The organism is Pseudomonas shirazensis (assembly GCF_014268785.2).
Lineage (GTDB): Bacteria > Pseudomonadota > Gammaproteobacteria > Pseudomonadales > Pseudomonadaceae > Aquipseudomonas > Aquipseudomonas shirazensis.
Window position 1 is genome coordinate 94,246 of sequence record NZ_JABWRD020000001.1, and the last position, 24,339, is coordinate 118,584.

25 protein-coding genes are annotated in these 24,339 nt (G+C 61.4%); all 25 read left to right on the forward strand.

What is annotated here, in order from left to right:
* Positions 1-36: 36 nt before the first annotated feature.
* Positions 37-765 (forward strand): class I SAM-dependent methyltransferase, encoded by a 729-nt coding sequence (locus HU736_RS00420; RefSeq protein WP_186698619.1) that lies wholly within the window; start codon positions 37-39, stop codon positions 763-765.
* The gene (locus HU736_RS00425) at positions 762-1,610 is read left to right on the forward strand and encodes an NAD-dependent epimerase/dehydratase family protein (RefSeq protein WP_186698621.1); all 849 of its coding nucleotides are present in this window, start codon (positions 762-764) and stop codon (positions 1,608-1,610) included. Before HU736_RS00420 ends, HU736_RS00425 begins: the two co-directional genes overlap by 4 nt.
* Positions 1,607-2,584, forward strand: coding sequence for an ATP-grasp domain-containing protein (locus HU736_RS00430; protein WP_186698623.1), 978 nt, complete (start codon positions 1,607-1,609; stop codon positions 2,582-2,584). Before HU736_RS00425 ends, HU736_RS00430 begins: the two co-directional genes overlap by 4 nt.
* Positions 2,565-3,251, forward strand: coding sequence for a metallophosphoesterase family protein (locus tag HU736_RS00435; protein ID WP_186698625.1), 687 nt, complete (start codon positions 2,565-2,567; stop codon positions 3,249-3,251). Before HU736_RS00430 ends, HU736_RS00435 begins: the two co-directional genes overlap by 20 nt.
* Before the next feature lie 51 nt (positions 3,252-3,302).
* Complete coding sequence (gene rffA, locus HU736_RS00440; protein WP_186698627.1) at positions 3,303-4,481, forward strand: dTDP-4-amino-4,6-dideoxygalactose transaminase; 1,179 nt, start codon at positions 3,303-3,305, stop codon at positions 4,479-4,481.
* 162 nt (positions 4,482-4,643) lie between these two features.
* Entirely contained in the window at positions 4,644-5,579 is a 936-nt protein-coding gene (locus HU736_RS00445) for a ketoacyl-ACP synthase III (protein ID WP_186698630.1), read from the forward strand.
* 293 nt (positions 5,580-5,872) lie between these two features.
* Positions 5,873-6,724, forward strand: coding sequence for a flagellin domain-containing protein (locus HU736_RS00450; RefSeq protein WP_186698632.1), 852 nt, complete (start codon positions 5,873-5,875; stop codon positions 6,722-6,724).
* Between the two features lie 73 nt (positions 6,725-6,797).
* Positions 6,798-7,169, forward strand: a complete 372-nt coding sequence (locus HU736_RS00455; RefSeq protein ID WP_186698634.1) for a flagellar protein FlaG — start codon at positions 6,798-6,800, stop codon at positions 7,167-7,169.
* Between the two features lie 79 nt (positions 7,170-7,248).
* Positions 7,249-8,649 (forward strand): flagellar filament capping protein FliD, encoded by a 1,401-nt coding sequence (gene fliD, locus HU736_RS00460; protein WP_186698636.1) that lies wholly within the window; start codon positions 7,249-7,251, stop codon positions 8,647-8,649.
* 131 nt (positions 8,650-8,780) lie between these two features.
* Positions 8,781-9,176, forward strand: coding sequence for a flagellar export chaperone FliS (fliS, locus tag HU736_RS00465; protein WP_150569774.1), 396 nt, complete (start codon positions 8,781-8,783; stop codon positions 9,174-9,176).
* A gap of 15 nt (positions 9,177-9,191) precedes the next feature.
* On the forward strand, positions 9,192-9,488 hold the full coding sequence (locus HU736_RS00470) for a flagellar protein FliT (protein ID WP_103436645.1): 297 nt from the start codon (positions 9,192-9,194) through the stop codon (positions 9,486-9,488).
* Positions 9,489-9,655: 167 nt separating this feature from the next.
* Positions 9,656-11,131, forward strand: coding sequence for a transcriptional regulator FleQ (gene fleQ, locus HU736_RS00475; RefSeq protein ID WP_103436646.1), 1,476 nt, complete (start codon positions 9,656-9,658; stop codon positions 11,129-11,131).
* Positions 11,132-11,271: 140 nt separating this feature from the next.
* The gene (locus tag HU736_RS00480) at positions 11,272-12,489 is read left to right on the forward strand and encodes a sensor histidine kinase (protein ID WP_103436647.1); all 1,218 of its coding nucleotides are present in this window, start codon (positions 11,272-11,274) and stop codon (positions 12,487-12,489) included.
* Positions 12,489-13,871 (forward strand): sigma-54-dependent transcriptional regulator, encoded by a 1,383-nt coding sequence (locus HU736_RS00485; protein WP_186698638.1) that lies wholly within the window; start codon positions 12,489-12,491, stop codon positions 13,869-13,871. Before HU736_RS00480 ends, HU736_RS00485 begins: the two co-directional genes overlap by 1 nt.
* Positions 13,872-13,978: 107 nt before the next feature.
* The gene (gene fliE / locus HU736_RS00490) at positions 13,979-14,311 is read left to right on the forward strand and encodes a flagellar hook-basal body complex protein FliE (RefSeq protein WP_103436649.1); all 333 of its coding nucleotides are present in this window, start codon (positions 13,979-13,981) and stop codon (positions 14,309-14,311) included.
* A gap of 14 nt (positions 14,312-14,325) precedes the next feature.
* On the forward strand, positions 14,326-16,104 hold the full coding sequence (fliF, locus tag HU736_RS00495) for a flagellar basal-body MS-ring/collar protein FliF (protein WP_103436650.1): 1,779 nt from the start codon (positions 14,326-14,328) through the stop codon (positions 16,102-16,104).
* Positions 16,097-17,116, forward strand: a complete 1,020-nt coding sequence (gene fliG, locus HU736_RS00500; protein ID WP_101317844.1) for a flagellar motor switch protein FliG — start codon at positions 16,097-16,099, stop codon at positions 17,114-17,116. The genes fliF and fliG overlap by 8 nt, the downstream gene beginning before the upstream one ends.
* A 127-nt stretch (positions 17,117-17,243) precedes the next feature.
* Positions 17,244-18,005, forward strand: a complete 762-nt coding sequence (fliH, locus tag HU736_RS00505) for a flagellar assembly protein FliH (RefSeq protein WP_186698640.1) — start codon at positions 17,244-17,246, stop codon at positions 18,003-18,005.
* Entirely contained in the window at positions 17,995-19,356 is a 1,362-nt protein-coding gene (gene fliI, locus HU736_RS00510; protein WP_101317848.1) for a flagellar protein export ATPase FliI, read from the forward strand. The genes fliH and fliI overlap by 11 nt, the downstream gene beginning before the upstream one ends.
* Positions 19,357-19,359: 3 nt before the next feature.
* Complete coding sequence (gene fliJ, locus HU736_RS00515) at positions 19,360-19,812, forward strand: flagellar export protein FliJ (protein ID WP_103436652.1); 453 nt, start codon at positions 19,360-19,362, stop codon at positions 19,810-19,812.
* Positions 19,813-19,910: 98 nt separating this feature from the next.
* On the forward strand, positions 19,911-20,216 hold the full coding sequence (locus HU736_RS00520) for an STAS domain-containing protein (RefSeq protein WP_101317852.1): 306 nt from the start codon (positions 19,911-19,913) through the stop codon (positions 20,214-20,216).
* Positions 20,217-20,224: 8 nt separating this feature from the next.
* Entirely contained in the window at positions 20,225-21,916 is a 1,692-nt protein-coding gene (locus HU736_RS00525; RefSeq protein ID WP_186698642.1) for an ATP-binding SpoIIE family protein phosphatase, read from the forward strand.
* Positions 21,917-21,957: 41 nt separating this feature from the next.
* Positions 21,958-22,305 carry an Hpt domain-containing protein gene (locus HU736_RS00530; protein ID WP_186698644.1) on the forward strand — a complete coding sequence of 116 codons (348 nt, stop codon included), beginning with the start codon at positions 21,958-21,960 and terminating at the stop codon, positions 22,303-22,305.
* A 70-nt stretch (positions 22,306-22,375) separates the two neighbouring features.
* Complete coding sequence (locus tag HU736_RS00535; RefSeq protein ID WP_186698646.1) at positions 22,376-23,677, forward strand: flagellar hook-length control protein FliK; 1,302 nt, start codon at positions 22,376-22,378, stop codon at positions 23,675-23,677.
* A 161-nt stretch (positions 23,678-23,838) separates the two neighbouring features.
* Positions 23,839-24,336, forward strand: a complete 498-nt coding sequence (gene fliL / locus HU736_RS00540) for a flagellar basal body-associated protein FliL (protein ID WP_103436656.1) — start codon at positions 23,839-23,841, stop codon at positions 24,334-24,336.
* Positions 24,337-24,339 lie beyond the last annotated feature (3 nt).

Consider the following 24,339-nt stretch of genomic DNA (forward strand, 5'->3'; position numbering starts at 1 on the left):
GACATCGCTCCGATCCATGCAGGAGAAACGGCATAGATGAACAACACACTCGATACTTTCATTGGCGCTTACAGCGACAGTTTCGGCTACGCCTACGACAACAACATCATGCTGAACTGGTACCCGCGGCGGATCATGGAGCTTTGCGGCCCTGAGCTCAGCTTGCTGGAACTGGGTATCGGGCATGGTTTCTCAACCAATCGATTCTCTCGCTATTTCAACTCGCACACTGTGATCGATGGTTCGCCTTCGGTAATTGCCCAGTTCCAGGCGCAATACCCGGACAGCCCGGCGCACATCGTCGAAGGCTATTTTGAAACCTTCGAAACCGATCAGCGTTTTGACCTTATCGTCATGGGCTTTGTCCTTGAGCATGTCGAAGACCCGCAGGTAGTGCTGCGCCACTTCCGCCAGTACCTCAAGCCCAATGGCCGCTGTTTTGTTCTGGTGCCCAATGCACAATCGCTGCACCGGCGCTTCGGCCATGCCGCTGGGCTGCTTGATGACATGATGGTGCTGGGGCAGGGCGATCATGAACTGGGGCATCTGCGCGCCTACTCATTGGACACACTGACGCAAGAGCTCGAGCAGGCGGGTTTGCAGGTTGTGCGCAAGGAAGGCCTGTTTCTCAAGCCGTTCATGACCTCGCAGATGAAATCACTCGAACTCAGCGAAAGCATTACCACTGCCATGTGCACCGTGGCCATCGATTACCCGGAGCTCAGCTGCGCGCTGATGCTCGAAGCGACTGTCGTCGACCTATGAAAAGCCTGGTGATCGGCAGCACTTCGACCCTCGGCAAAGCAATCGCCCAAGCGCTGACACGCCACGGTCCGGTCCAGTTGGCGGGGCGCCGCGAGGCTGACATTGTGTTTGACCTGAGTCGGTTGGATAGGCCGGTCTGCGGGCAACCGTTCGATGTAGTGGTGCACGCCGCAGCCGATTTCGGTGGCACAGAGCCTGAAGATCTGGTGCGTGCCGAGCAGGTCAACAGCGTCGGTGCGCTGGCAGCCTGTCGCCTGGCCGAACAGTGTGGCGCACGGCACTTCATTCTGTTGTCATCGCGCTGGGCCGCGCATCAAGCGCAAGACCCGTATTACGGTATCTACGCGCTGTCCAAACGGCACGCCGAAGAAGTCGTCAGCCTGTACTGCCAGTCACGGGGCATGGCCCTGACGATTCTGCGTATCAGCCAGGTCTATGACAGTCAGGCCCAGTGTCGAATCCATCAACCGCTGCTGTACGCCATTGCCGACAGTGCAGCCGCCGGCAACACGGTCAAGCTGTACGGCAGCAACGACCCTCGTCGCAACTACCTGCACGTCGATGATCTCGCCGAGATCTGCGCACGGGTCGCCGAGCAGCGGGTCGAGGGCTTGCACAACTGTGGCCATCCAGAAGACCCGCGCCTGTCGCAGATTGCTCGAGCGGCGTTCGAGGCTTTCGGTCAGCCGGTTGATGTGCAGTTTCTGCCGGATCGGGCCGATATCCCCGATCTGCCAATGTTCGCCTGCGCGCACGCGCTGTTCGAACGGATTGGCTACGCGCCCAAGGTGGATATCCGGCGCGGCTTCGAATTGATGCGGGCACAGCGAGGGATGCACGGATGAGAACGGTAATGGTCACCGGCGTGGGCGCCATCATGGGCTATGGCCTGCTAAAATCGCTGCGTGCGGCCGACCCCGCAGTGCGCCTGGTCGGCACCGATATCTATGACGATGCGGTCGGCCGGGCATGGTGCGATGTGTTCGAACAGGCGCCGCTGACTGCCGATGCCAACTACGGCCACTGGCTACAGCAGGTAGTGCTCAGGTACCAGGTCGACTTGCTGATTCCGGGCATCGAGCAGGATGTCCACTGGCTTTGCGACCACCGTGCGCTGCTGGCGAAGACGAGTACTCAGGTGGCGCTCAATACCCAGGCTCTGATCGACTTGTCGCGCGACAAGTGGGCCATGGATCAGGCCCTGCTGGCGCTTGGCGAGCGCTGCCGCATCCCAAGCCTGATCGCTGGTGATTTCCATTCGCTGAAGCAGGCTCTGGGTCTGCCGTTTCTGCTCAAGCCGCGCAAGGGTTATGCCTCCAAAGGGCTGGTATGGGTCCACCAGGAGCAGGACTTCACGCCTTATGCGCCGCTTGTCGGTGAGGTGATGATGGCGCAGCCGATCATTGGCACTGCAGCTCAGGAGTACACCGTGGCGGTGTTCGGCGACGGCCTGGGCAATGCCGGTGCGAGCATTGCCTTCCAGCGCAGTCTGGCCTCCGACGGTTCGACCGCCAAGGCGTGGGTCTATCAGGCCGATAGCCTGGACGGCACCGTCGCCCGATTGTGCCGTGCGTTCAAACCGGTGGGTCCGACCAATCTGCAGTTTCGCCGCGATGACCAGGGCGGCTGGCGCTTGCTCGAGATCAATCCGCGGATTTCTTCGACCAGCTCGATCCGTACTGCCTTTGGCTACAACGAGGCGGCGATGTGCCTGGACTATTATCTGGACGGTAGGATTGCCCAGCAGCCGACACTCAGGCAGGGCTTCGCGGTCCGCTACATAGAGGATCTCGTTGTCTATGATCGGCATCATTTCTGACGTCCACGGCAACTACAGCGCACTGTGTACGGTGCTTGACCGGCTTGATGCACTTGGCGTGTCGCGGATCATCTGCCTGGGCGACACCGCTGGCTACTACAGCGAGGTCAATGCGTGCTGCGATGCACTGCGCGAGCGCCAGGTGCTTTCGGTGATGGGTAACCACGACTGGTACCTGGCCAATCAAGAGCGCTGCCCCCGCTCGAACAGTGCCAATGCGTGCCTGGACTATCAGGCGGGTGTTATCAGCGCGAGTAACCTTGACTGGTTGAAACGCCTGGCCACGCATGCCGTGGAGCAGGACATCCACATGGTGCATGGCGGCTGGAATGATCCGTTGGATGAATATCTGCGTCCCTCGCAAGGCTATTTCGATGCGCTGCCGGGCTGTCGCTTCGCCTCAGGGCACACCCATGTGCAGTTTCTCTGGCAAGGCCAAGGCAAGGTCTATTGCAATCCGGGTTCGGTTGGCCAGCCGCGTGACGGAGACCCGCGCGCGGGTTTCGCCACCTGGGACGGTGAGACGTTTGTACTGCACCGCGTCGCCTATGACATCGGCAGGACGCAGCGGGCGATGGCCGCTGCCGGATTCACCCCATACTTTTACCAGAACCTTGAGAAGGGCACTCAGATAGGTGGCAGGATCAGCACCGTTCCGGGGCTCTGAATGGCTAACCAGCGACCCATGGCTTCGGGTGGCGACTGCGGAAAATCAGCAATGAACACAGAAAAGATGTTCTTCAATCGCCCGCACATGACGGGCAAAGAGCTGTACTACATTGCCGAGGCCAAGTTCGGCAACATGCTGGCTGGCGATGGCCCGTATACCAAGCGCTGCCACCAGTGGCTGGAAGCCCACACCCGCAGCGCCAAGGCCCTGCTGACCCACTCCTGTACCGCCGCGCTGGAAATGACGGCGCTGTTGCTGGATATCCAGCCGGGCGATGAAGTCATCATGCCTTCCTACACCTTCGTCTCGACTGCGAACGCGTTCGTGCTGCGTGGCGCTGTGCCGGTATTCGTCGATATCCGTGCCGATACGCTCAATCTCGACGAGCGCCTGATCGAAGCCGCCATCACCCCGCGAACCAGGGCGATCGTGCCGGTGCACTACGCTGGAGTGGCCTGCGAAATGGACAGCATCATGGCCATTGCCCGCAAGCATGGCCTGGCCGTGGTCGAGGACGCCGCCCAAGGTGTGATGTCCAGCTACAAAGGCAGGGCGCTGGGCAGCATTGGTGATCTGGGTGCATTCAGCTTCCATGAGACCAAGAACGTCATTTCCGGTGAAGGCGGAGCGCTGTTGGTCAATACCCCGAAGCAGGTGCTGCGCGCCGAGATCATCCGCGAGAAGGGCACTGACCGCAGTCGCTTCTTCCGCGGCGAGGTAGACAAGTACACCTGGCAGGAGGTCGGCTCGTCGTTCTTGCCTGGGGAGTTGATTGCAGCGTTTCTCTGGGCTCAGCTCGAGGAAGCGCAAGCGATCACCGACAACCGCCTGGCCAGCTGGGATTACTACCATGGCGCCCTGGAGCCGCTCGAGCAGCAAGGCTTGCTGCGTCGGCCGATCATCCCCCTCGACGTTCAGCACAACGCCCATATGTACTATGTACTGCTCGCGCCCGGGATTGATCGCCAGGCTGTGATCGATGCGCTCAGGCAGCACGAGATCTATGCCGTGTTTCACTATGTGCCGCTGCACTCGTCCCCTGCGGGACAACGCTACGGACGCGTGCACGGCTCGATGCAAGTCACCGACAGCAGTGCTGAGCGGCTGTTGCGTCTGCCACTCTGGTGGGGGCTGCCGCGAGCGGGCCAGGATCGGCTCGTCGAGGTGCTCGGCGATTGTCTGACCGGGCAGTCCGCAGCGAACGCGTATTCGACAAAAAGAGCGTGACTTGAGAGTCAGAACGCGCATCTTCACTGTATATTGTCGGAAACCGGGAGCCGCTGCATAGCGCCTGCAAAACGGGTCAGGGATCGGTAGTCACCGTATCGCCTGGCTTTTTGTCGTTGTGCATGCAGTGGGTGTTTCGCTGTTATTGAATTGGGAAGCCATATGATTGGCATTAAAAGCATTGCCAGCTACGTGCCCACCGAAGGGGTGGACAACTACGCCCAGGGTGCGAAATTTGGCAAAGACCAGGATTTCATCTTCGGCAAGATCGGTTCGACGTTCTTGCCGCGCAAGGACGCTGGCCAGGAAACATCCGATCTGGCTGTCGAGGCTGCCAAAGCCTTGTTTGCAAATAATCCAGCGCTGGACCCGGCGGCAATTGATGTGTTGATCGTCGTTACCCAGAACGGTGACGCCGAAGGGCTGCCGCATACCGCTGCGATCGTCCAGCACAAGCTGGGCCTGCCCACCCATATCGCGGCGTTCGACATTTCTCTTGGCTGCTCTGGATATGTCTACGGTCTGTATGCCATGAAGGGCTTCATGGAAGCCGCGGGCCTGAAGAATGGCTTGCTGATCACCGCCGATCCTTACTCGAAGATCGTCGACCCTGAAGACCGTAACACCACCATGTTGTTCGGCGATGCTGCAACCGCCACCTGGATGGGTGAGGACGCCAGCTGGAAGCTCGGCAAGTCGCTGTTCGGCAGCGACGGCAGTGGCGCTGAGCACCTGCGCACCACTGAAGGCAAGTTCTACATGAACGGCCGCCAGGTCTACAACTTTGCCTTGGTGAAGATCCCCGCTCACCTGCAGCAGTTGCTCGATGCCAGCCAATTGCAGGCTGATGACATTGACCTGTTCTGCCTGCACCAGGGTAGCGCGGCGATCGTCGATGCGGTATCGCTGCGCTTCCAGGAAGGGCAACACAAGGCCAGGTTCGTCAAGGACATGGTCGAGACGGGTAACACTGTGTCGTCGAGCATTCCCTTGCTACTGGAAAAACACGTATTTGGCTCACGTCACCAGCGCGTCGCGTTGAGCGGCTTCGGCGTAGGTTTGTCATGGGGCTCGGCGATCATCGAACGATGTGACTGAGCACTGCCGCTGTATGCATAGAACGCCGCCATATCCCGGGCGGCGTTTTTGTTGGTGTGCAGGCAAGCTTGCGTCAGGGGGATATTTTTGCCCTGCGGTCTTTAAATGCGCGCCTGAATCATGGCGTCAAGTCCGCGAATTCTCTGGGCTGGCAGGATGCCACCAATTTTTTTCGAAAATCCGCTAAAGCAACGCCCGCTGACGACGATAACTATTACGAAGGTTCTCTGTGCCCCCACCCGGCGAATTGCCAAGGCCGGAAGCCGTAGTACCCAATTAACGAGGAATTCGTCATGGCTTTGACCGTTAACACCAACACTACCTCCCTGGGCGTTCAGAAGAACCTGAACCGTGCTACCGACGCACTCAGCACCTCGATGTCCCGTCTGTCTTCCGGCCTGAAAATCAACAGCGCCAAAGACGACGCTGCCGGCCTGCAGATCGCTACCCGCATGACCTCGCAGATCAAAGGTCAGACCATGGCGATCAAAAACGCCAACGACGCTATCTCGATCGCCCAGACTGCTGAAGGCGCGATGCAAGAGCAGACCAACATTCTGCAGCGTATGCGTGAACTGGCTGTTCAGTCGCGAAACGACAACAACAGCGAAGACGACCGTGCCGCACTGGACAAAGAGTTCCAGTCGATGCTGAAAGAAATCGACCGTATCGCCAACAGCACCCAGCTGAACGGCAAGAACCTGCTGAACGGCGACGCTGGCGAGATGACCTTCCAGGTCGGTTCCAACACCGGTACTGACAACCAGATCACCATCAACCTGAGCGACGCGCTGAACACCACTGGTGCACTGAGCGGTCTGACCGGCCAGAACATCACCGGTGCAGACAGCTCCGCGGCCGAGGCCACCTTCACCGCCGCCATGAGCGCGATCGATGACGCCCTGAACGCCATCAACACCACTCGTGCTGACCTGGGTGCCGTGCAGAACCGTCTGACCAGCACCATCAACAACCTGCAAAACATCAACGAAAACGCCGAAGCTGCTCGTGGTCGCGTACAAGACACCGACTTCGCCGCTGAAACTGCCCAGCTGACCAAGCAGCAGACTCTGCAGCAAGCTTCCACTTCGGTTCTGGCTCAGGCCAACCAGCTGCCATCCGCTGTACTGAAGCTGCTTCAGTAATAGTTGATTGGTCGTTGGCGGAGGAGCGCAGGATGCTGCGCTTCTCCGCTTTTTTCGTTGCGAGGTGGCAGACATGGACATGAGCGTCAAGCTGAACCAGTCTTACCCGGCCGTGCGTCCGGTCGAGGTGGTCGCCGACAAGCCAGTAGCAGATGCGCCTCTGTTGCGCTCGGCAGATACTGATCGTGTCAGTGAAACGAAACAACCGCCGGCCGTGATCGATGCCGAGCAGGTTCGCAATGCGGTATCGGAAATAGAAAAATTCCTGAGCACGTCTCGACGTAATCTGGAGTTCTCCACCGATGAGGATTCCGGCAAGATCGTGGTCAAGGTCATCGCCAGCGAAACTGGCGAGCTCATTCGTCAGCTACCCTCGGAAGAGGCGTTGCGGATCGCCAGCAGCTTGAGTGATGTCAACAGTCTTCTATTCGACGCCAAGGTATGATTGGCGGCGAATTCAGCAATAATGAATCGTGGCTGCCCTGTAACCTTGGGTGACCGCACAAGCAGAGAGGAGCACCACCATGGCAAGCTCGATCGTTTCCTCCTTGGGCCTCGGCTCTGGAATCAACATCACTGAAATCGTAAAAGTGCTGGTCGATTCCGATACTGCCGCCAAGAAGGCTCAGATCACCCGGCAGACCAGCAACAATGCTGCGTACATTTCCGGGGTTGGCGCGCTGCGTAGTGCCCTCACTGCTTTCACTACGTCGATGGGCAAGCTCAACGACAAGAATGCGCCGTCGTTCAATGCCTACGCGGCAACGTCGGCAAGCGAGAGCGTGGTCAAGGCCAAAGCCAGCAACACGGCTGTGGCGGGCTCTTACAGCATCGAAGTGAAAAACCTCGCCACCAGTTCCAAGGTCGCCAGCCAGGCGTTCCTTGAAGGTCCGAGTAAAAGCATTGATCCGGGCGAGCTGGTCATCGAGCAAGGTGGCAAGAGCTACAAGATCACTGTTGGCGATGATGCGACCCTGCAGACTGTGCGCGACCAGATCAACAAGGAGCTGAGCGCCAGCGGCATCTCTGCCAACATCATCACCGGTGAAGATGGTGCTCGTTTGGTGCTGGGTTCCACTACCACGGGCGCCAATACCGATATCAAGGTCAGCGGTATCCCTGATCTGGAGATCGACGGCACCAAATCGATGAAGACCGAAGGCGCTGGCTATATCACTGCGCTAGCTGAGGATGCGGTCATGCTGGTGGACGGCCTGGAGGTCAAGAGCGCTTCCAATACCGTCACCACTGCAGTGAGCGGGCTATCGCTCGAATTGACCGGCGCCAGCCTCGCTGGGTCGCCGACCAAGGTCACCGTGGCATCCAACACCGACGGCTTGAAAACGTCGGTGCAGAGTTTCGTCGACGCATACAACACCCTGCAGAAAACGGTTGCTGCGCTGACCAAAGCCACCACCAATGCTGATGGCAGCGTAACGCTCGGCCCGCTGAGTAACGATCCGACGACCCGGTCGCTGCTGGCCGATGTGCGCGGTGTTCTGGCCGAAGTTGGCGCAGGTGACCGGCTGACCACCTTGAGTCAGCTTGGCATCAACACGCAGAAAGACGGCACGCTGGAGTTCACCAGCAGCAAGTTCGACAGTGCCATGAATGACAAGAAACTTGGCAGCGAGATACAGCAGCTGTTCAGTGGCACCAATGGTATTTTCGAGCGCATGACCAAAGTCATTGATCCGTATAACGCGGTCGATGGCAGCCTGGTGACACGCAAGAACAACCTCGACAAGGTCGCCAAGAACCTTGCCGATCAGCAGGCTGCCCTGGATCGTCGTACCGAGGCGCTGACCACATCGCTGACCAAGAAGTACGTAGCGCTGGACACCGCTCTGGGCAAGATGAAGGCTCAGGCCAACCAGATTACCTCGATCTTCGAAGCCATCAATGCGCAGGCCAGAAAGTCCTGAACATGAGCAGCTGAAACAAGCCCGGTAGCGTTGCCAAGACGCACCGGGTTTTTTTTCGCGGCTAAAGTTTTTTGACGTGGCGGCGATATACAGGGTATACGCAACCTTTTTCGCGGTAACGAGGCAGATCCATGAATCCGATGCTGGCCCTTCGGCAGTACCAGAAAGTCAACGGTGTGGCGCAGACGTCCGAGGCGAGCCCGCATCGTCTGGTGCAGATGCTCATGCAGGGCGGGCTGGACCGCCTGGCGCAAGCCAAGGGTGCTATCGCGCGCAAAGATATCGCCCAGCAAGGCATCCTCCTCAGCAAAGCCATCGACATCATTGGCGGCCTGCGTGAAGGTCTCGACCTGGAAAATCACGCCGACAGCCTGGCCGAACTGGACAACCTGTACACCTACATGAGCCGGCGTCTGGTCGAGGCCAACCTGAAGACCGACACCGCGATCATCGACGAAGTCGCCCGCCTGTTGATCACGGTCAAGGAAGGCTGGGATGCGATCGCCGACCAACAGCCGGAAGGCTGATCCAAGGAGCGTGGCATGAGCATGGTGATCGAGCGTATCGAACAGACCCGAGAGGCGCTGCTGGCAGCGCTCGCCGGCCGCGACTGGGATGCAGTGAGCGAACTCGATCTCGAGTGCCGCCTGTGCGTCGATGACGTGTTGTCCGAAGCATCGCACAATGAAAGCCAGGTACGTGCCAGCCTTGAGCAGCTGCTCGAGGTCTATCGGCATCTGATTGATGTTGCAAGTGGGGAACGTCAAACTTTAGTCGACGAGATGACGCAAATCCGTCAGGCGAAAAATGCCGCTAAGGTATACCATCTGTTCAGCTGACACTGATGAGATGCAAAAACTGAGCGCCATAAATTTGACTGTGCGTTTTTTTTTGACTTTACTAGTGGCTGTATTCGAATTTCAGACGTCCGAACACTGACCATTCAGTCGGAATGATGTCGAGCACGCCCTCAGGGCGCCGATATGACTAGGGAAGTTGCTATTGCATGTGGCGTGAAACCAAGATTCTCCTGATCGATGACGACAGCGCCCGCCGCCGCGATCTGGCAGTGGTTCTGAACTTTCTCGGCGAAGACAACCTGTCTTGCTCAAGCCAGGACTGGCAGCAAGCGGTAGAGTCGCTGGCCTCCAGTCGTGAGGTGCTGTGCGTACTTATCGGTGCGGTCAACGCGCCTTCCAGTGTGCAAGGGCTGCTTAAGACAGTGGCAGGCTGGGATGAGTTCCTTCCGATGTTGCTGCTTGGCGATGTTTCTGCTGCGGAGTTCCCTGAGGACCTGCGCCGCCGGGTGTTGTCCAACCTGGAAATGCCTGCCAGCTACAGCCAGCTGCTCGACTCCCTGCACCGCGCCCAGGTCTATCGCGAAATGTACGACCATGCCCGCGAGCGTGGCCGTCAGCGCGAACCGAACCTGTTCCGCAGCCTGGTTGGCACCAGTCGCGCCATTCAGCACGTGCGGCAGATGATGCAGCAGGTGGCCGACACCGACGCCAGCGTGCTGATCCTCGGCGAGTCGGGCACTGGCAAGGAAGTGGTCGCGCGTAACCTGCACTATCATTCCAAGCGCCGTGAAGCACCGTTCGTGCCGGTCAACTGTGGCGCGATCCCGGCCGAGTTGCTCGAAAGCGAACTGTTTGGTCACGAAAAGGGCGCGTTCACCGGTGCGATCACCAGTCGCGCTGGGCGCTTCGAGCTGGCCAACGGCGGCACGCTGTTCCTCGACGAGATTGGCGACATGCCGCTGCCGATGCAGGTCAAGCTGCTGCGTGTGTTGCAGGAGCGTACCTTCGAGCGTGTGGGTAGCAACAAAACCCAGAGCATCGATGTGCGCATCATTGCCGCTACGCACAAGAACCTTGAGGTCATGATCGAAGAGGGCACCTTCCGCGAAGACTTGTACTATCGCCTGAACGTGTTCCCGATCGAGATGGCGCCGCTGCGTGAGCGAGTTGAAGACATCCCGCTGCTGATGAACGAGCTGATCTCGCGCATGGAGCACGAGAAGCGTGGGTCGATTCGGTTCAATTCGGCCTCGATCATGTCGCTGTGCCGCCATGGCTGGCCTGGCAACGTTCGCGAGCTGGCCAACCTGGTCGAGCGCATGGCGATCATGCATCCCTACGGTGTGATCGGGGTGTCCGAGCTGCCGAAGAAATTCCGCTACGTCGACGATGAAGACGAGCAGTTGGTCGACAGCATGCGCAGCGACCTGGAAGAGCGTGTTGCGATCAACGGCCATACGCCGAATTTCTCCAATCACGCGATGCTGCCGCCCGAAGGCCTCGACCTCAAGGACTACCTCGGTAGCCTCGAGCAAGGTTTGATCCAGCAGGCGCTGGACGACGCCAATGGCATCGTTGCGCGGGCCGCCGAGCGCTTGCGGATTCGCCGTACGACGCTGGTGGAGAAAATGCGCAAATACGGCATGAGCCGTCGCGACGGCGAGGAACAGGCAGAGGATTGACGCCTGCCGTTCCCCTTGCATAGGGCTGCAGCGCAGCCCTGATAAGCCCTCCACTCCGTTAACCCTATCTCCGGCACGGCTATTGCTATATCGCAGGCAACACACCGTTTTTATGACGGTCAGCCACGCGAGAGAGCACCATGCCCCACGCCGCCCCGATTTCCCGAGCCGCTGATCCGCAGGGTCGCATCCCGGTCGAGCAGGAAAGCCGACAGGGCCTTGAGCACGCATTCGCGTTGTTCAATCAGGTTTCCAGCCAACTGAATCAATCCTACGGCATGCTCGAGGCGCGGGTGCGCGAGCTCAAGGGCGAGCTTGCTGTAGTCAGTGCACAGCGCATGGCTGAACTGGACGAAAAGGAACGCCTGGCCAATCGCCTGCAGAACCTGCTCGACCTGTTGCCTGGCGGGGTGGTGGTGATTGATGAGCACGGCAGGGTGCGCGAGGCGAATCCTGCGGCCTGCGAGTTGCTGGGCGAGCCATTGCTCGGCGAATTGTGGCGCCAGATCATTGCCCGCAGTTTCGCCCCACGCAAGGACGACGGCCATGAAGTGTCCCTGCGCGATGGCCGCCGTGTGTCTATCGCCACCCGCTCGCTGGATGCCGAGCCTGGCCAGTTGGTCCTGTTGACTGACCTGACCGAAACCCGTCGCCTGCAGGATCAACTCGCCCGGCATGAGCGCTTGTCCTCGCTCGGGCGCATGGTTGCCTCGCTGGCGCATCAGATCCGCACGCCGCTGTCGGCGGCCATGCTCTATGCCAGCCACCTGGCGGATCCGCAGCAACAGTTGCCCAGCGAAACCCGTCAGCGCTTTGCTGGAAACCTCAAGGAGCGCCTGCACGAGCTTGAGCATCAGGTGCGCGACATGCTGGTGTTCGCCCGCGGTGAGTTGCCGCTGGCTGATCGGGTCAGCCCCAAGGGTTTGTTCCAAGCGTTGCAACAAGCCGCGCAGGTGCATGTGCAGGGCCACGCGGTGCGTTGGCAGTGCGACACCCACCTGGGTGAGTTGCTGTGCAATCGCGACACCCTGGTCGGGGCACTGCTCAATTTGCTGGAAAACGCCCTGCAGGCAAGCACGCTGCCGGCGCGGGTAAAAATTCATTTGTTCCGCCGTGGGCATGCGCTGCACCTGTGCGTCAGTGATGCCGGCTGCGGCATCGCGCCGGCGCTGCTGGCGCGCCTCGGTGAGCCGTTTCTGACCACCAAGACTACCGGTACCGGACTCGGCCTGGCCGTGGTTCAGGCGGTGGTGCGCGCACATCAGGGCGAAGTACGCATGCGCTCGCGAGTAGGTCGGGGCACCTGCGTGCAGGTGATCCTGCCGCTGCTGGGCGAGTTGCCTGGGGAGGCGCGCTGATGGGGATCAAGGTGCTGCTGGTCGAGGATGACCGGGTGCTGCGTGAAGCGCTTGGCGATACCCTCGAGATCGGCGGTTTTGCCTACCGGGCGGTGGGCAGTGCCGAAGAGGCGTTGGCCGCTGTGGCCGGTGAAGCGTTCAGTCTGGTGGTGAGTGACGTCAACATGCCTGGCATGGACGGCCATCAGTTGCTGCTGCAATTGCGCAGCAGCCATCCGCAATTGCCGGTGCTGCTGATGACCGCCCATGCTGCGGTTGAGCGTGCAGTCCAGGCCATGCGCCAAGGCGCGGTGGATTACCTGGTCAAGCCGTTCGAGCCGCAGGCGCTGTTAAGTCTGGTGGCGCGTCATGCTGGCGGTCGCGTCGGCGGTGCCGATGAAGACGGCCCGGTGGCATGCGAGCCGGCCAGCCAGCGCTTGCTGGAGCTGGCTGCGAGAGTCGCCCAGAGTGATTCGACGGTGTTGATTTCCGGCGAATCGGGTACCGGCAAGGAGGTCTTGGCGCAGTACATCCATCGCCGGTCCTCGCGAGCGGCGCAGCCGTTTGTGGCGATCAACTGCGCAGCAATCCCGGACAACATGCTCGAGGCAACCTTGTTCGGCCACGAGAAGGGTGCCTTCACCGGCGCCATTGCCGCTCAGCCAGGCAAATTCGAGCAGGCCGATGGCGGTACCTTGCTCCTTGACGAGATTTCCGAAATGCCGCTGGGCTTGCAGGCCAAGCTGCTGCGGGTGTTGCAGGAGCGCGAAGTGGAGCGGGTGGGTGGACGCAAGCCGATCGCGCTGGATATTCGCGTGCTGGCTACTACCAACCGCGACCTGGGTGCTGAAGTAGCGGCGGGGCGCTTCCGTGAAGACCTGTTCTATCGATTGTCGGTGTTCCCCTTGGCCTGGTGCCCGCTGCGCGAGCGCAGCGGCGATATTCTGCCGCTGGCCGAGCGCCTGCTGGCGCGCCATGTGGCGAAGATGAAGCACGCGCCGGTCCGGTTGTCTGCCGAGGCGCGCCACTGCCTGCAGAACCATCCGTGGCCGGGCAATGTGCGCGAACTCGACAATGCCCTGCAGCGGGCGCTGATTCTGCAGCAGGGCGGCTTGATCGAGGCGGCGGATTTTTGTCTGGGTGGGGTCATTGCCTTGTCTGCACCGGCAGCGCTGGTCGCGCCTGCGCAGGCAGTCACTAGCGATTTGCCTGCTGATTCCGGGGTGTTGGGCGACGACCTGCGCCGGCACGAATTCCAGATGATCATCGACACCCTGCGCGCCGAGCGCGGGCGGCGCAAGGAAGCGGCCGATCGGCTGGGCATCAGCCCACGCACCCTGCGCTACAAGCTGGCGCAGATGCGCGATGCCGGCCTTGATGTCGAGGCCAGCCTGTTCGGCTGATTCACCTTAATTAACCCGCTTACAGGATGGCTGGCATCGCTCTTGCTAGCACCAGCCTATCCGCTGCATGAGTGTCAAAAAAATGCGGCCGCCGGAGAGAGAAGTTCATGAGCCAAGGTATTGAATTCAATCGTCTGATGTTGGACATGCGGTCCATGCAGGCCGATGCCATGTCCCTGCCCAAAGTGGCAGCTGCGCCTGAGCTGGCGCCAGGGCAGAGCAGTTTTGCCGACATGCTCGGCCAGGCCATTGGCAAGGTCCATGAAACCCAGCAGGCCTCGAGCCAGCTCGCCAACGCGTTCGAAATTGGCAAGAGCGGCGTGGACCTGACCGACGTGATGGTTGCTTCGCAAAAAGCCTCGGTGTCATTCCAGGCGTTGACCCAGGTGCGCAACAAGCTGGTTCAGGCGTACCAGGACATCATGCAGATGCCGGTTTGAGGACTAATTGACTCATGGCCGAAGCAGTCGTCGATAACGCCCCCGCCAAGAGCGGGCCGCCAGTGGCCAAGCCGCCGCTGTTCGGCATGTCGTTCCTGGAAAACATCTCGCGGATGCCCGCCCTGCGTCAGGTCGGCCTGTTGGTCGGGCTGGCTGCCAGTGTGGCTATCGGCTTTGCCGTGGTGCTCTGGTCGCAGCAGCCGGACTACCGGCCGCTGTATGGCAGCCTGGCCGGCATGGACACCAAGCAGGTCATGGAAGTGCTTGGCGCCGCCGACATCCCCTACAACGTGGAGCCCAACTCCGGCGCTCTGCTGGTCAAGGCCGACGACCTCTCCCGTGCGCGCCTGAAACTGGCAGCCGCTGGCGTGGCGCCAAGCGACGGCAACGTCGGCTTCGAGATGCTCGACAAAGAGCAGGGTCTGGGCACCAGCCAGTTCATGGAGGCGACGCGCTACCGGCGCAGCCTGGAAGGCGAGCTGGCACGCACCGTGTCGAGCCTGAACAACGTCAAGGCCGCCCGCGTCCATCTGGCGATCCCGAAAAGCTCGGTATTCGTGCGCGACGAGCGCAAGCCAAGTGCGTCGGTACTGGTTGAACTGTATCCGGGCCGTGCGCTGGAGCCGGGCCAGGTGATGGCGATCGTCAATCTGGTGGCGACCAGCGTGCCGGAACTGGACAAGACCCAGGTCACCGTGGTCGACCAGAAAGGCAACCTGCTCTCCGATCAACTGCAGGACTCTTCGCTGACCATGGCCGGCAAGCAGTTCGATTACAGCCGACGCATGGAAGGCATGCTCACCCAGCGCGTGCACAACATTCTGCAGCCAGTGCTGGGCAATGACCGCTACAAGGCTGAAGTGTCGGCCGATGTCGACTTCAGTGCAGTCGAGTCGACCTCCGAGCAGTTCAACCCTGATCAGCCAGCCCTGCGCAGCGAACAGTCGGTCGACGAGCAGCGCACCAGCAGCCAGGGGCCGCAAGGCGTGCCGGGTGCTCTGAGCAACCAGCCGCCAGCTGCCGCTGCCGCACCGCAAAACGCCACCGCCGCGGCAACCCCAGCGGGTGCCATTCAGCCTGGCCAGCCATTGCTGGATGCCAATGGCGCGCAGATCATGGACCCGGCCACCGGCCAGCCTATGCTCGCACCGTACCCGGCCGACAAGCGCAAGCAGTCGACCAAGAACTTCGAGCTGGACCGCTCGATCAGCCATACCCGTCAACAACAGGGCCGCCTCAGCCGCCTGTCGGTGGCAGTGGTGGTGGACGATCAGGCCAAACTCGACGCAGCGACTGGCGAAACCACCCGTGCACCGTGGGGCGCCGAAGATCTGGCGCGCTTCACCCGCCTGGTCCAGGACGCGGTGGGCTTCGATGCCAGCCGTGGCGACAGCGTGACCGTGATCAACGTGCCGTTCGCCGCTGATCGCAGCCTGGAAATCGCCGATATCCCGTTCTACTCGCAGCCCTGGTTCTGGGACATCATGAAGCAGATGATGGGTGTGCTGTTCATTCTGGTGTTGGTGTTCGGCGTATTGCGTCCGGTGCTCAACAACATCACCGGCGGTGGCAAGCAGTCTGCTGCCGACGGCGACATGGAGCTGGGTGGGATGATTGGTCTGGATGGCGATCTGGCCAACGACCGTGTCAGCCTGGGTGGCCCGCAAAGCATTCTGTTGCCAAGCCCGAGTGAGGGATATGAGGCGCAGTTGAACGCAATCAAAGGCCTGGTGGCCGAAGACCCGGGCCGTGTCGCTCAGGTCGTGAAAGAGTGGATCAACGCCGATGAGTGATAACCGAGCCGTTACCGCCAAACTGAGCCGCACCGACAAGGCCGCGATCCTGCTGCTGTCGCTGGGCGAAACCGATGCCGCGCAGGTCCTGCGCCATATGGGCCCCAAGGAAGTGCAGCGAGTCGGCGTGGCCATGGCGCAGGTGGGCAACATCCACCGCGACCAGGTCCAGCAGGTGATGAGCGAGTTCGTCGAAATCGTCGGCGAGCAGACCAGCCTTGGCGTCGGCTCCGACGGCTACATCCGCAAGATGCTCAACCAAGCCCTTGGCGAGGACAAGGCCAACGGCCTGATCGACCGCATTCTGCTCGGTGGCAACACCAGCGGCCTGGACAGCCTGAAGTGGATGGAGCCACGCGCCGTGGCTGACGTGATCCGCTTCGAGCACCCGCAGATCCAGGCCATCGTGGTGGCCTACCTGGACCCTGACCAGGCCGGTGAGGTGCTGGGTAATTTCGACCACAAGGTGCGCCTGGACATCATCCTGCGCGTATCGTCGTTGAACACCGTACAGCCAGCCGCGCTCAAGGAGCTCAACCAGATCCTCGAGAAGCAGTTCTCCGGCAACTCCAATGCCGCGCGGACCACCCTGGGTGGTATCAAGCGGGCTGCCGATATCATGAACTTCCTCGACAGTTCGGTCGAAGGTCAGCTGATGGATTCGATCCGCGAGATCGATGGCGACCTGTCCGAACAGATCGAAGACTTGATGTTCGTCTTCAACAACCTTGCCGACGTCGACGACCGTGGCATTCAGGCGCTGTTGCGCGAAGTGGCCTCGGACGTGCTGGTGGTGTCGCTCAAGGGCGCCGACGAGCGGGTCAAGGACAAGATCTTCAAGAACATGTCCAAACGTGCTTCCGAGCTGCTGCGTGACGACCTCGAAGCCAAGGGTCCGGTGCGGGTCAGCGACGTCGAGACCGCGCAGAAGGAAATCCTCACCATCGCGCGGCGTATGGCCGATGCCGGCGAGATCGTGCTGGGCGGCAAGGGCGCCGAAGAAATGATCTAAGCCTTGTTCAGGCTGGCGCTGAAAGGTTCGACCTCAGGCGCCAGCGCTGGCACGCTGGATTTTTCCACCGACGCGCGCGCGAGCCGGGCGTACGTTGGCCGAACATGGTTTTTGAGAGCCCCACAGCATGTCCACCACCGAACACCCCAGCGACCTGATCCGTGCCCGCGACCTAGAAGGCGTCGATGTCTGGGCGCTGCCCAGCTTTGACCCGGCGCCTGTGCCAGCACCGGAGCCTGAGCCTGAAGTCATCGAGCCGGAAATCGAAGAGGTGCCCCTCGACGAGGTCCAGCCGCTGACACTCGAAGAGCTCGAAGCGATTCGCCAGGAAGCCTACAACGAAGGCTTTGCCACTGGTGAGCGCGAGGGTTTTCATAGCACCCAGCTCAAGGTCCGCCAGGAAGCCGAAGAAGCCCTAGCCGCCAAGCTGGGTGAGCTTGAGCAGTTGATGGCGCATCTGCTGGAGCCGATTGCCGAGCAGGACACCCAGATCGAGCGCTCGCTGGTGCACCTGGTGGCGCACATGACGCGGCAGGTCATCGGCCGTGAGCTACGCACTGATTCGAGCCAGATCACCCAGGTGCTGCGCAGCGCGCTGAAGCTGCTGCCGATGGGCGCCGACAATATTCGCATCCACCTCAATCCGCAGGACTTCGAACTGGCCAAGGCCCTGCGCGAACGCCACGAAGAGAGTTGGAAAATCCTTGAAGACGAAGCGTTGTTGCCCGGCGGGTGCCGTATCGAAACCGCCCACAGCCGCATCGACGCCAGCATGGAAACCCGCATCGAGAAGGCCGTAGCGCAGCTGTTCGACCAGTTGCACGATCAGGCGCTGCATCCGGCGCCTGCCGATATCAGCCTGGACTTGGGCAGCACCGATGCGCCTTGACCGCACCAGCTTCGGCAAGCGCCTGGGCGGCTACGCCGAGGCGATCAGCCTGCCTGAGCAGCCGGTGGTCGAGGGTCGCCTGTTGCGCATGGTCGGCCTTACGCTTGAGGCCGAAGGCCTGCGCGGCGCAGTCGGCAGTCGCTGCCTGGTGATCAACGACGACAGCTACCACCCGGTGCAGGTCGAGGCCGAGGTGATGGGCTTTGCCGGGACCAAGGTGTTCCTCATGCCGGTTGGCAGCATTGCCGGGATCGCGCCGGGCGCGCGGGTGGTGCCGCTGGATGACAGCGGGCGCCTGCCGATGGGCATGAGCATGCTTGGCCGGGTGCTCGATGGCGCTGGCCGGGCGCTGGATGGCAAAGGTGGGATGAAGGCCGAAGATTGGGTGCCGATCGACGGGCCGATCATCAACCCGCTGAACCGTGACCCGATCAGCCAGCCACTGGATGTCGGCATCCGTAGCATCAACGGTCTGCTTACCGTCGGCCGCGGCCAGCGCCTGGGTCTGTTCGCTGGTACCGGCGTCGGTAAGTCGGTATTGCTGGGCATGATGACGCGCTTCACCGAAGCCGAAATCATCGTGGTCGGCCTGATCGGCGAGCGGGGGCGGGAGGTCAAGGAGTTCATCGAACATATCCTTGGTGAGGAGGGTCTGAAGCGTTCGGTCGTAGTCGCCTCGCCGGCCGACGATGCGCCGCTGATGCGCCTGCGCGCTGCGATGTACTGCACGCGCATCGCGGAATACTTTCGCGACAAGGGCAAGAATGTCCTGTTGCTGATGGACTCGCTGACCCGGTTTGCCCAGGCCCAGCGCGAAATCGCCCTGGCCATCGGTGAGCCGCCAGCGACCCGCGGCTACCCGCCGTCGGTCTTCGCCAAGCTGCCCAAGCTGGTCGAGCGCGCCGGTAATGGCGAGGCCGGCGGTGGCTCGATCACGGCGTTCTATACCGTGCTGTCCGAAGGTGATGACCAGCAAGACCCGATCGCCGATGCGGCGCGGGGTGTGCTCGACGGCCACTTTGTGCTGTCGCGGCGGTTGGCTGAAGAAGGTCATTACCCTGCGATCGACATCGAAGCCTCGATTAGCCGGGTCATGCCGCAGGTAGTAGACGCCGATCACTTGCGCCAAGCGCAGAAATTCAAGCAGTTGTGGTCGCGCCTGTCGCAGAGCCGCGACTTGATCAGCGTGGGCGCTTATGTTGCAGGCGGCGATCCCGAGACCGACCTGGCGATTGCCTTGCAGGCGCGCCTGGTCGGCTTCCTGCGTCAGGGCCTGGACGAAAACGTCAGCGGCACGCAGAGCCGTGAGCAGTTGGCCGGCGTGTTTGCCACGCCCACAGGCGGTGGCTAAGGCATGAGCACGCCAAGCCGTGCCGCGCGCCTGGCGCCGGTGGTGAACATTGCCGAAGAGGCTGAGCGCAAAGCGGTCCAGCGCCTTGGTCACTTCCAGCAGCAGGTAGCCCAAGCCCAGGCCAAGCTGGCCGAACTCGAGCGCTTTCGCGAAGACTACCAGCTGCAGTGGATCAACCGCGGTGGGCAGGGCGTCAACGGCAGCTGGCTGCTCAACTATCAGCGCTTTCTGGCCCAGCTGGAAACGGCCATGACCCAGCAGCGGCAGAGCCTGGCCTGGCACCAGAGCAACCTCAACAATGCCCGTGGCACCTGGCAGCAGGCTTACGCCCGGGTTGAGGGCTTGCGCAAGCTGGTGCAGCGCTACATGGACGAGGCGCGCCGGCTCGAAGACAAGCGCGAGCAGAAGCTGCTGGACGAGCTGTCCCAGCGCCTGCCGCGATCCAGCGCTTACTAGGGCATTGTCGAGTTTGTTGGCGCTGTCGCTTGCAACTTGTCGGCGCGTCTTCTAAACCTTCTGAAGCTGCATCCGCCATCATCGAAGGAATCGCTAGCATGGCAGTGGAACCTACGCTTTCCCCCGACGGCAAGAAGCTGACGATTGCGATCAAGGGCCGTTTCGATTTCGCCAAGCATCAGGCGTTTCGCGATGCTTACGAGCGGCAGAACGGCCGGCCCGAGCAGGTCGTGGTCGACCTGAGTGAGGCAACCTACCTGGACAGTTCTGCGCTGGGCATGCTGTTGCTGTTGCGCGACCATGTTGGCGGTGACGACTCCGACGTGCGCGTGGTGCACGCCACAGCCGATGTGCGCAAGATCCTGGCGATCTCCAACTTCGAAAAACTGTTCGACATCAGTTGACCGCGCTCATGCCGGCTGAAGCCACCTTGCACGTGCTGATTGCCGAGGATGGCGCTGCCGATCGCCTGTTGCTGGCGCAGATCGTACGCCGCCAGGGTCATCAGGTGTTGACGGCCGAAAACGGCGCCGAGGCGGTGGCGCTGTTTCGCCAGCACCGGCCGCAACTGGTGCTGCTCGACGCTTTGATGCCGGTGATGGATGGCTTCGAGGCCGCGCGGCAGATCAAGGCGCTGGCCGGCGAGACCCTGGTGCCGATCATCTTTCTCACGTCACTGAGCGAGGAGCAGGCGCTGGTGCGCTGTCTTGAAGCCGGGGGTGACGACTTCATCGCCAAACCCTACAGTGCGGTGATTCTGGCGGCGAAGATCGGCGCCATGGAGCGCCTGCACAGGTTGCAGGCCAAGGTCCTCGAGCAGCGCGACGAAATAGCCCTGCACCACCAGCATCTGCTCAACGAGCAGCGTGTGGCCAAGGCGGTATTCGACAAGGTGGCCCATACCGGCTGCCTGCAGGCGCCGAATATCCGCTATTTGCAGTCGCCTTTTGCGCTGTTCAATGGCGACCTGCTGCTGGCGGCATACACGCCGTCGGGTGACCTGCATGTTCTGCTGGGTGACTTTACCGGCCATGGCCTGCCCGCAGCGGTCGGCGCCATGCCGCTGGCAGAGGCGTTTTATGGCATGACCGGCAAGGGCTATGGTCTGGCGCAGACGCTGCGCGAAATGAACGCCAAACTCAAGCGCATCCTGCCGGTAGACATGTTTTGCTGTGCGTTGCTGCTGAACATCAGCTACCAGCGCGGCACCGTGGAGTTCTGGGGTGGCGGGATGCCCGATGGCTATCATCTGGCGGCCAGCGGCGAATTGCTGGCGAGCTTGCCGTCTACCCAGCTACCGCTGGGTGTACTGGCCCCGGAACGCTTCGATGACCGTACCCAGGTGATGCCGCTGGCGCCAGGTGAGCGGCTGTTGCTGCTGTCCGATGGTGTAATCGAGACCAGCAACGCCGGCGGGCAACTGTTTGGGGTTGAGCGCCTGCAGCAGGTGATCGCCCTGAACCGCCCCCCCGCACTGTTGTTCGAGGAGCTGCTGCAAGCCTTGCAGGCGTTTGGTGGACGCGCTCGGGATGATGTCAGCCTGTGTGATATCCGCATGCTCGAGCCAGCCGCGGATTTACCCGCCAATGCCGGTCATGCCGACAGGGGGCGCAGCAGCCCGCTCGATTGGTCGTTAGGCTTTGAGCTGCGCGGCGAGACGTTGCGGTGGGTCAACCCAGTTCCGCAACTGCTGCAACTGCTACAGGAAATCCATGGCCTGCGACCGCTTGCCGGACAGTTGCACAGCGTCTTTGCCGAGCTCTATAGCAATGCCCTGGAACACGGCGTGCTCGGCCTTGATTCAGCGCTAAAGGGCGATGCGGCAGGGTTTGCGGAGTTTTACCGGTTGCGCGGTGAGCGACTTGCGCAGCAGGTCGACGGTTACATTCGGATAGATCTCAAGGTTGAACCCTGGGAGCGAGGAGGGCGTCTGATCATTGAAATCCGTGACAGCGGTGTCGGCTTCGATGTCGAGCAGGTGCTGGCACGGCTGCCACGCCAGGATGCCTTCAGTGGGCGCGGAATACAGCTGGTGCGGCGCCTGAGTCAGGATGCACAATGGATCGAGGGCGGTCGATGCGCCAAGGTAGAGGTGCTCTGGTGAGCACGCTGCCAGGCCCAGCCGCCTCAACAGGGAGTGAACGGATGATGGACATGCACATCGATCAGCGGGTCCTGCGTGACTTGCAGGAAATCATGGAGGGTGGCTATCAGCAACTGTTGGAGATTTTTCTGGAAGACTCCGAGCGGCGCCTGAGCCAATTGCATGGCGCGAGAAATGCCAGTGAGTTGGGCATGGCCGCGCACAGCTTCAAGGGCAGCAGCAGCAACATGGGTGCGGTCGGTTTGGCCGCCCTTTGCCAGCAGCTCGAAGAGCGGGTCAAGCAGTCACCGGCCTATGGTGTTGAAGACCTGGTCAACCGTATCGACTCCGAATACCGCCAGGTGAAGTGCTTCTACCTACTCGAATGTGAGCGCGTTTCCGGCAGTTGAGCAAAACTGGCGCGAGTCTTGCCTGTCTCTGTGCAGACGATTTTGCCGCAAGCCGGCGCGGAGACCCTCGATGCCTGTCGCACCCAACCCACTGATCCAAGCCAGCGCCCCCATCAAGCAGACCCGGGTAGGCGCCGATAAGCCACCAGTGGCCGCTGTTGCGCAGGATAAAGGCTTTGATCAAGTGATGGCAAAGCAGGCCCGTGACAGTGTCGGCCAACGTGACGACAAGGTAGCCCCGGCCAAGCCGAAGGACAAGCCCGACGCCGCCTCGGCCGGCAAGGCCGAGACCGCCGACAAGCCTGAGGTTGCCGCTGACGGCAATAACTTGCCAGGCAGCGACCCGGTGCAGCAGGCCGACGCCAGCACTGACGGCGATAACAAGGCTTCTGTGGATGCCAGCCTGGTTGCTGGCCAGGTCACCGACGCCCCAGCCGGTGCCCAACTGATCCAGGCTCAGGCGCAGGCGATTGCTCCCGTCTTGCAGGCGGGTGTGCCGGCAACTGCAGCGCCGCAAACCGGCGAGCCGGCCGAGGCTGCGTTCGACCCCGAAACTGACGCCTTGGCAGGCCTGCCAAGCCTGCGCTTTGCACTTGAGCACAGTGCTCAGGCCAAAGGCACGACCTCGGCGCATGCGGCCAATCAGTCAGAAACTGGCAAGGCACCGGCAGACGGCAACCAGGCTGCCGTCAATACCTTGGCGAACGTAGTCGAGAAAGGTGAGCACGAAGGCGACAAGTCCGAGTCAGGCCACAAAGCCTTCGGCAGCCTGATCGAGGACGGCCTGAAAGACATCAAGAGCGCCAGCAGTGATACCCGCGTCGACAACTTCGCTGACCGCCTGGCCACGCTGACCCAGGCCGCCACCGCCAAGACCGCCAACGCCGTGCCGGTCAACCCCAGTCCGCTGCAACAGCCGTTGGCAATGAACCAGGGCGCCTGGACCGAAGGCCTGGTCAACCGGGTCATGTACCTGTCGAGCCAGAACCTCAAGTCGGCGGATATCCAGCTTGAGCCGGCCGAGCTGGGTCGGTTGGACATCCGCGTCAATATTGCCACCGACCAAGCCGCGCAGATTACCTTCGTCAGCGGTCACGCCGGCGTGCGTGACAGCCTCGACAGCCAGCTGCACCGTTTGCGTGAGTTGTTCGCGCAGCAGGGCCTGGCCCAGCCTGACGTCAACGTTGCCGATCAGTCCCGCGGTCAGCAACAGCAGGCGCAGCAAGAGGCATCGCAGCTGTCCGGTGTGGCGGCACGGCGCGGCGCCGCCGCTGCGGCTGAGCAAGGTGAACAAGGCGAGCTGAGCGAGGCTTCACGCACGGCCGAGCAGCAAGTGGTGATCGGCGACAGCGCAGTCGATTACTACGCCTGACCCAGCCTTTGCTGATCCCGAACGCCGAGCCAGTCCGCCGTCACTCTGTTGGGTGACGACGGGCGGGCCTGGCGTTTTGTCTACGTTGCAATATCTGGCATAACACTTGCTCAAGCCACGTCATCCACCTACGAACCCCTGATGGACGACGGATTATTGGCATGGCGAAGAGCGAAGCAGTGAAAGACCCCGCCGCAAAAGGCAAACTCAAGTTGATCCTGCTGTTGGTAGTGGCACTGCTGCTGGCGGTTGGCCTGTCGGTGGGCGCTACCTGGTTCATCATGCACAAGAGCGAAGCGGCGCCAGCCACCGACCCGGCCCTGGCCAACGTCAAGCCGGCAGCGATCTACGAGCCGCTGGCGCCGGCCTTTGTGGTCAATTTCAACCAGAATGGCCGCCAGCGCTACATGCAGGTCAGCATCACCCTGCAGGGCCGTAACCAGGCTGACATCGACGCACTCAAGGTGCACATGCCGGTGATCCGCAACAACCTGGTGATGATGTTCTCGGGACAAGGCTTCGACACCCTGGCCAGCAGTTCGGTGGGCCAGGAGATGCTGCGCCAGAAGGCCACTGCGGTGGTCCAGGAAGTGGCGCAAAAAGAAGTCGGCAAACCGGTCATCGACCAGTTGCTGTTCACCAACTTCGTGTTGCAGTAGGAG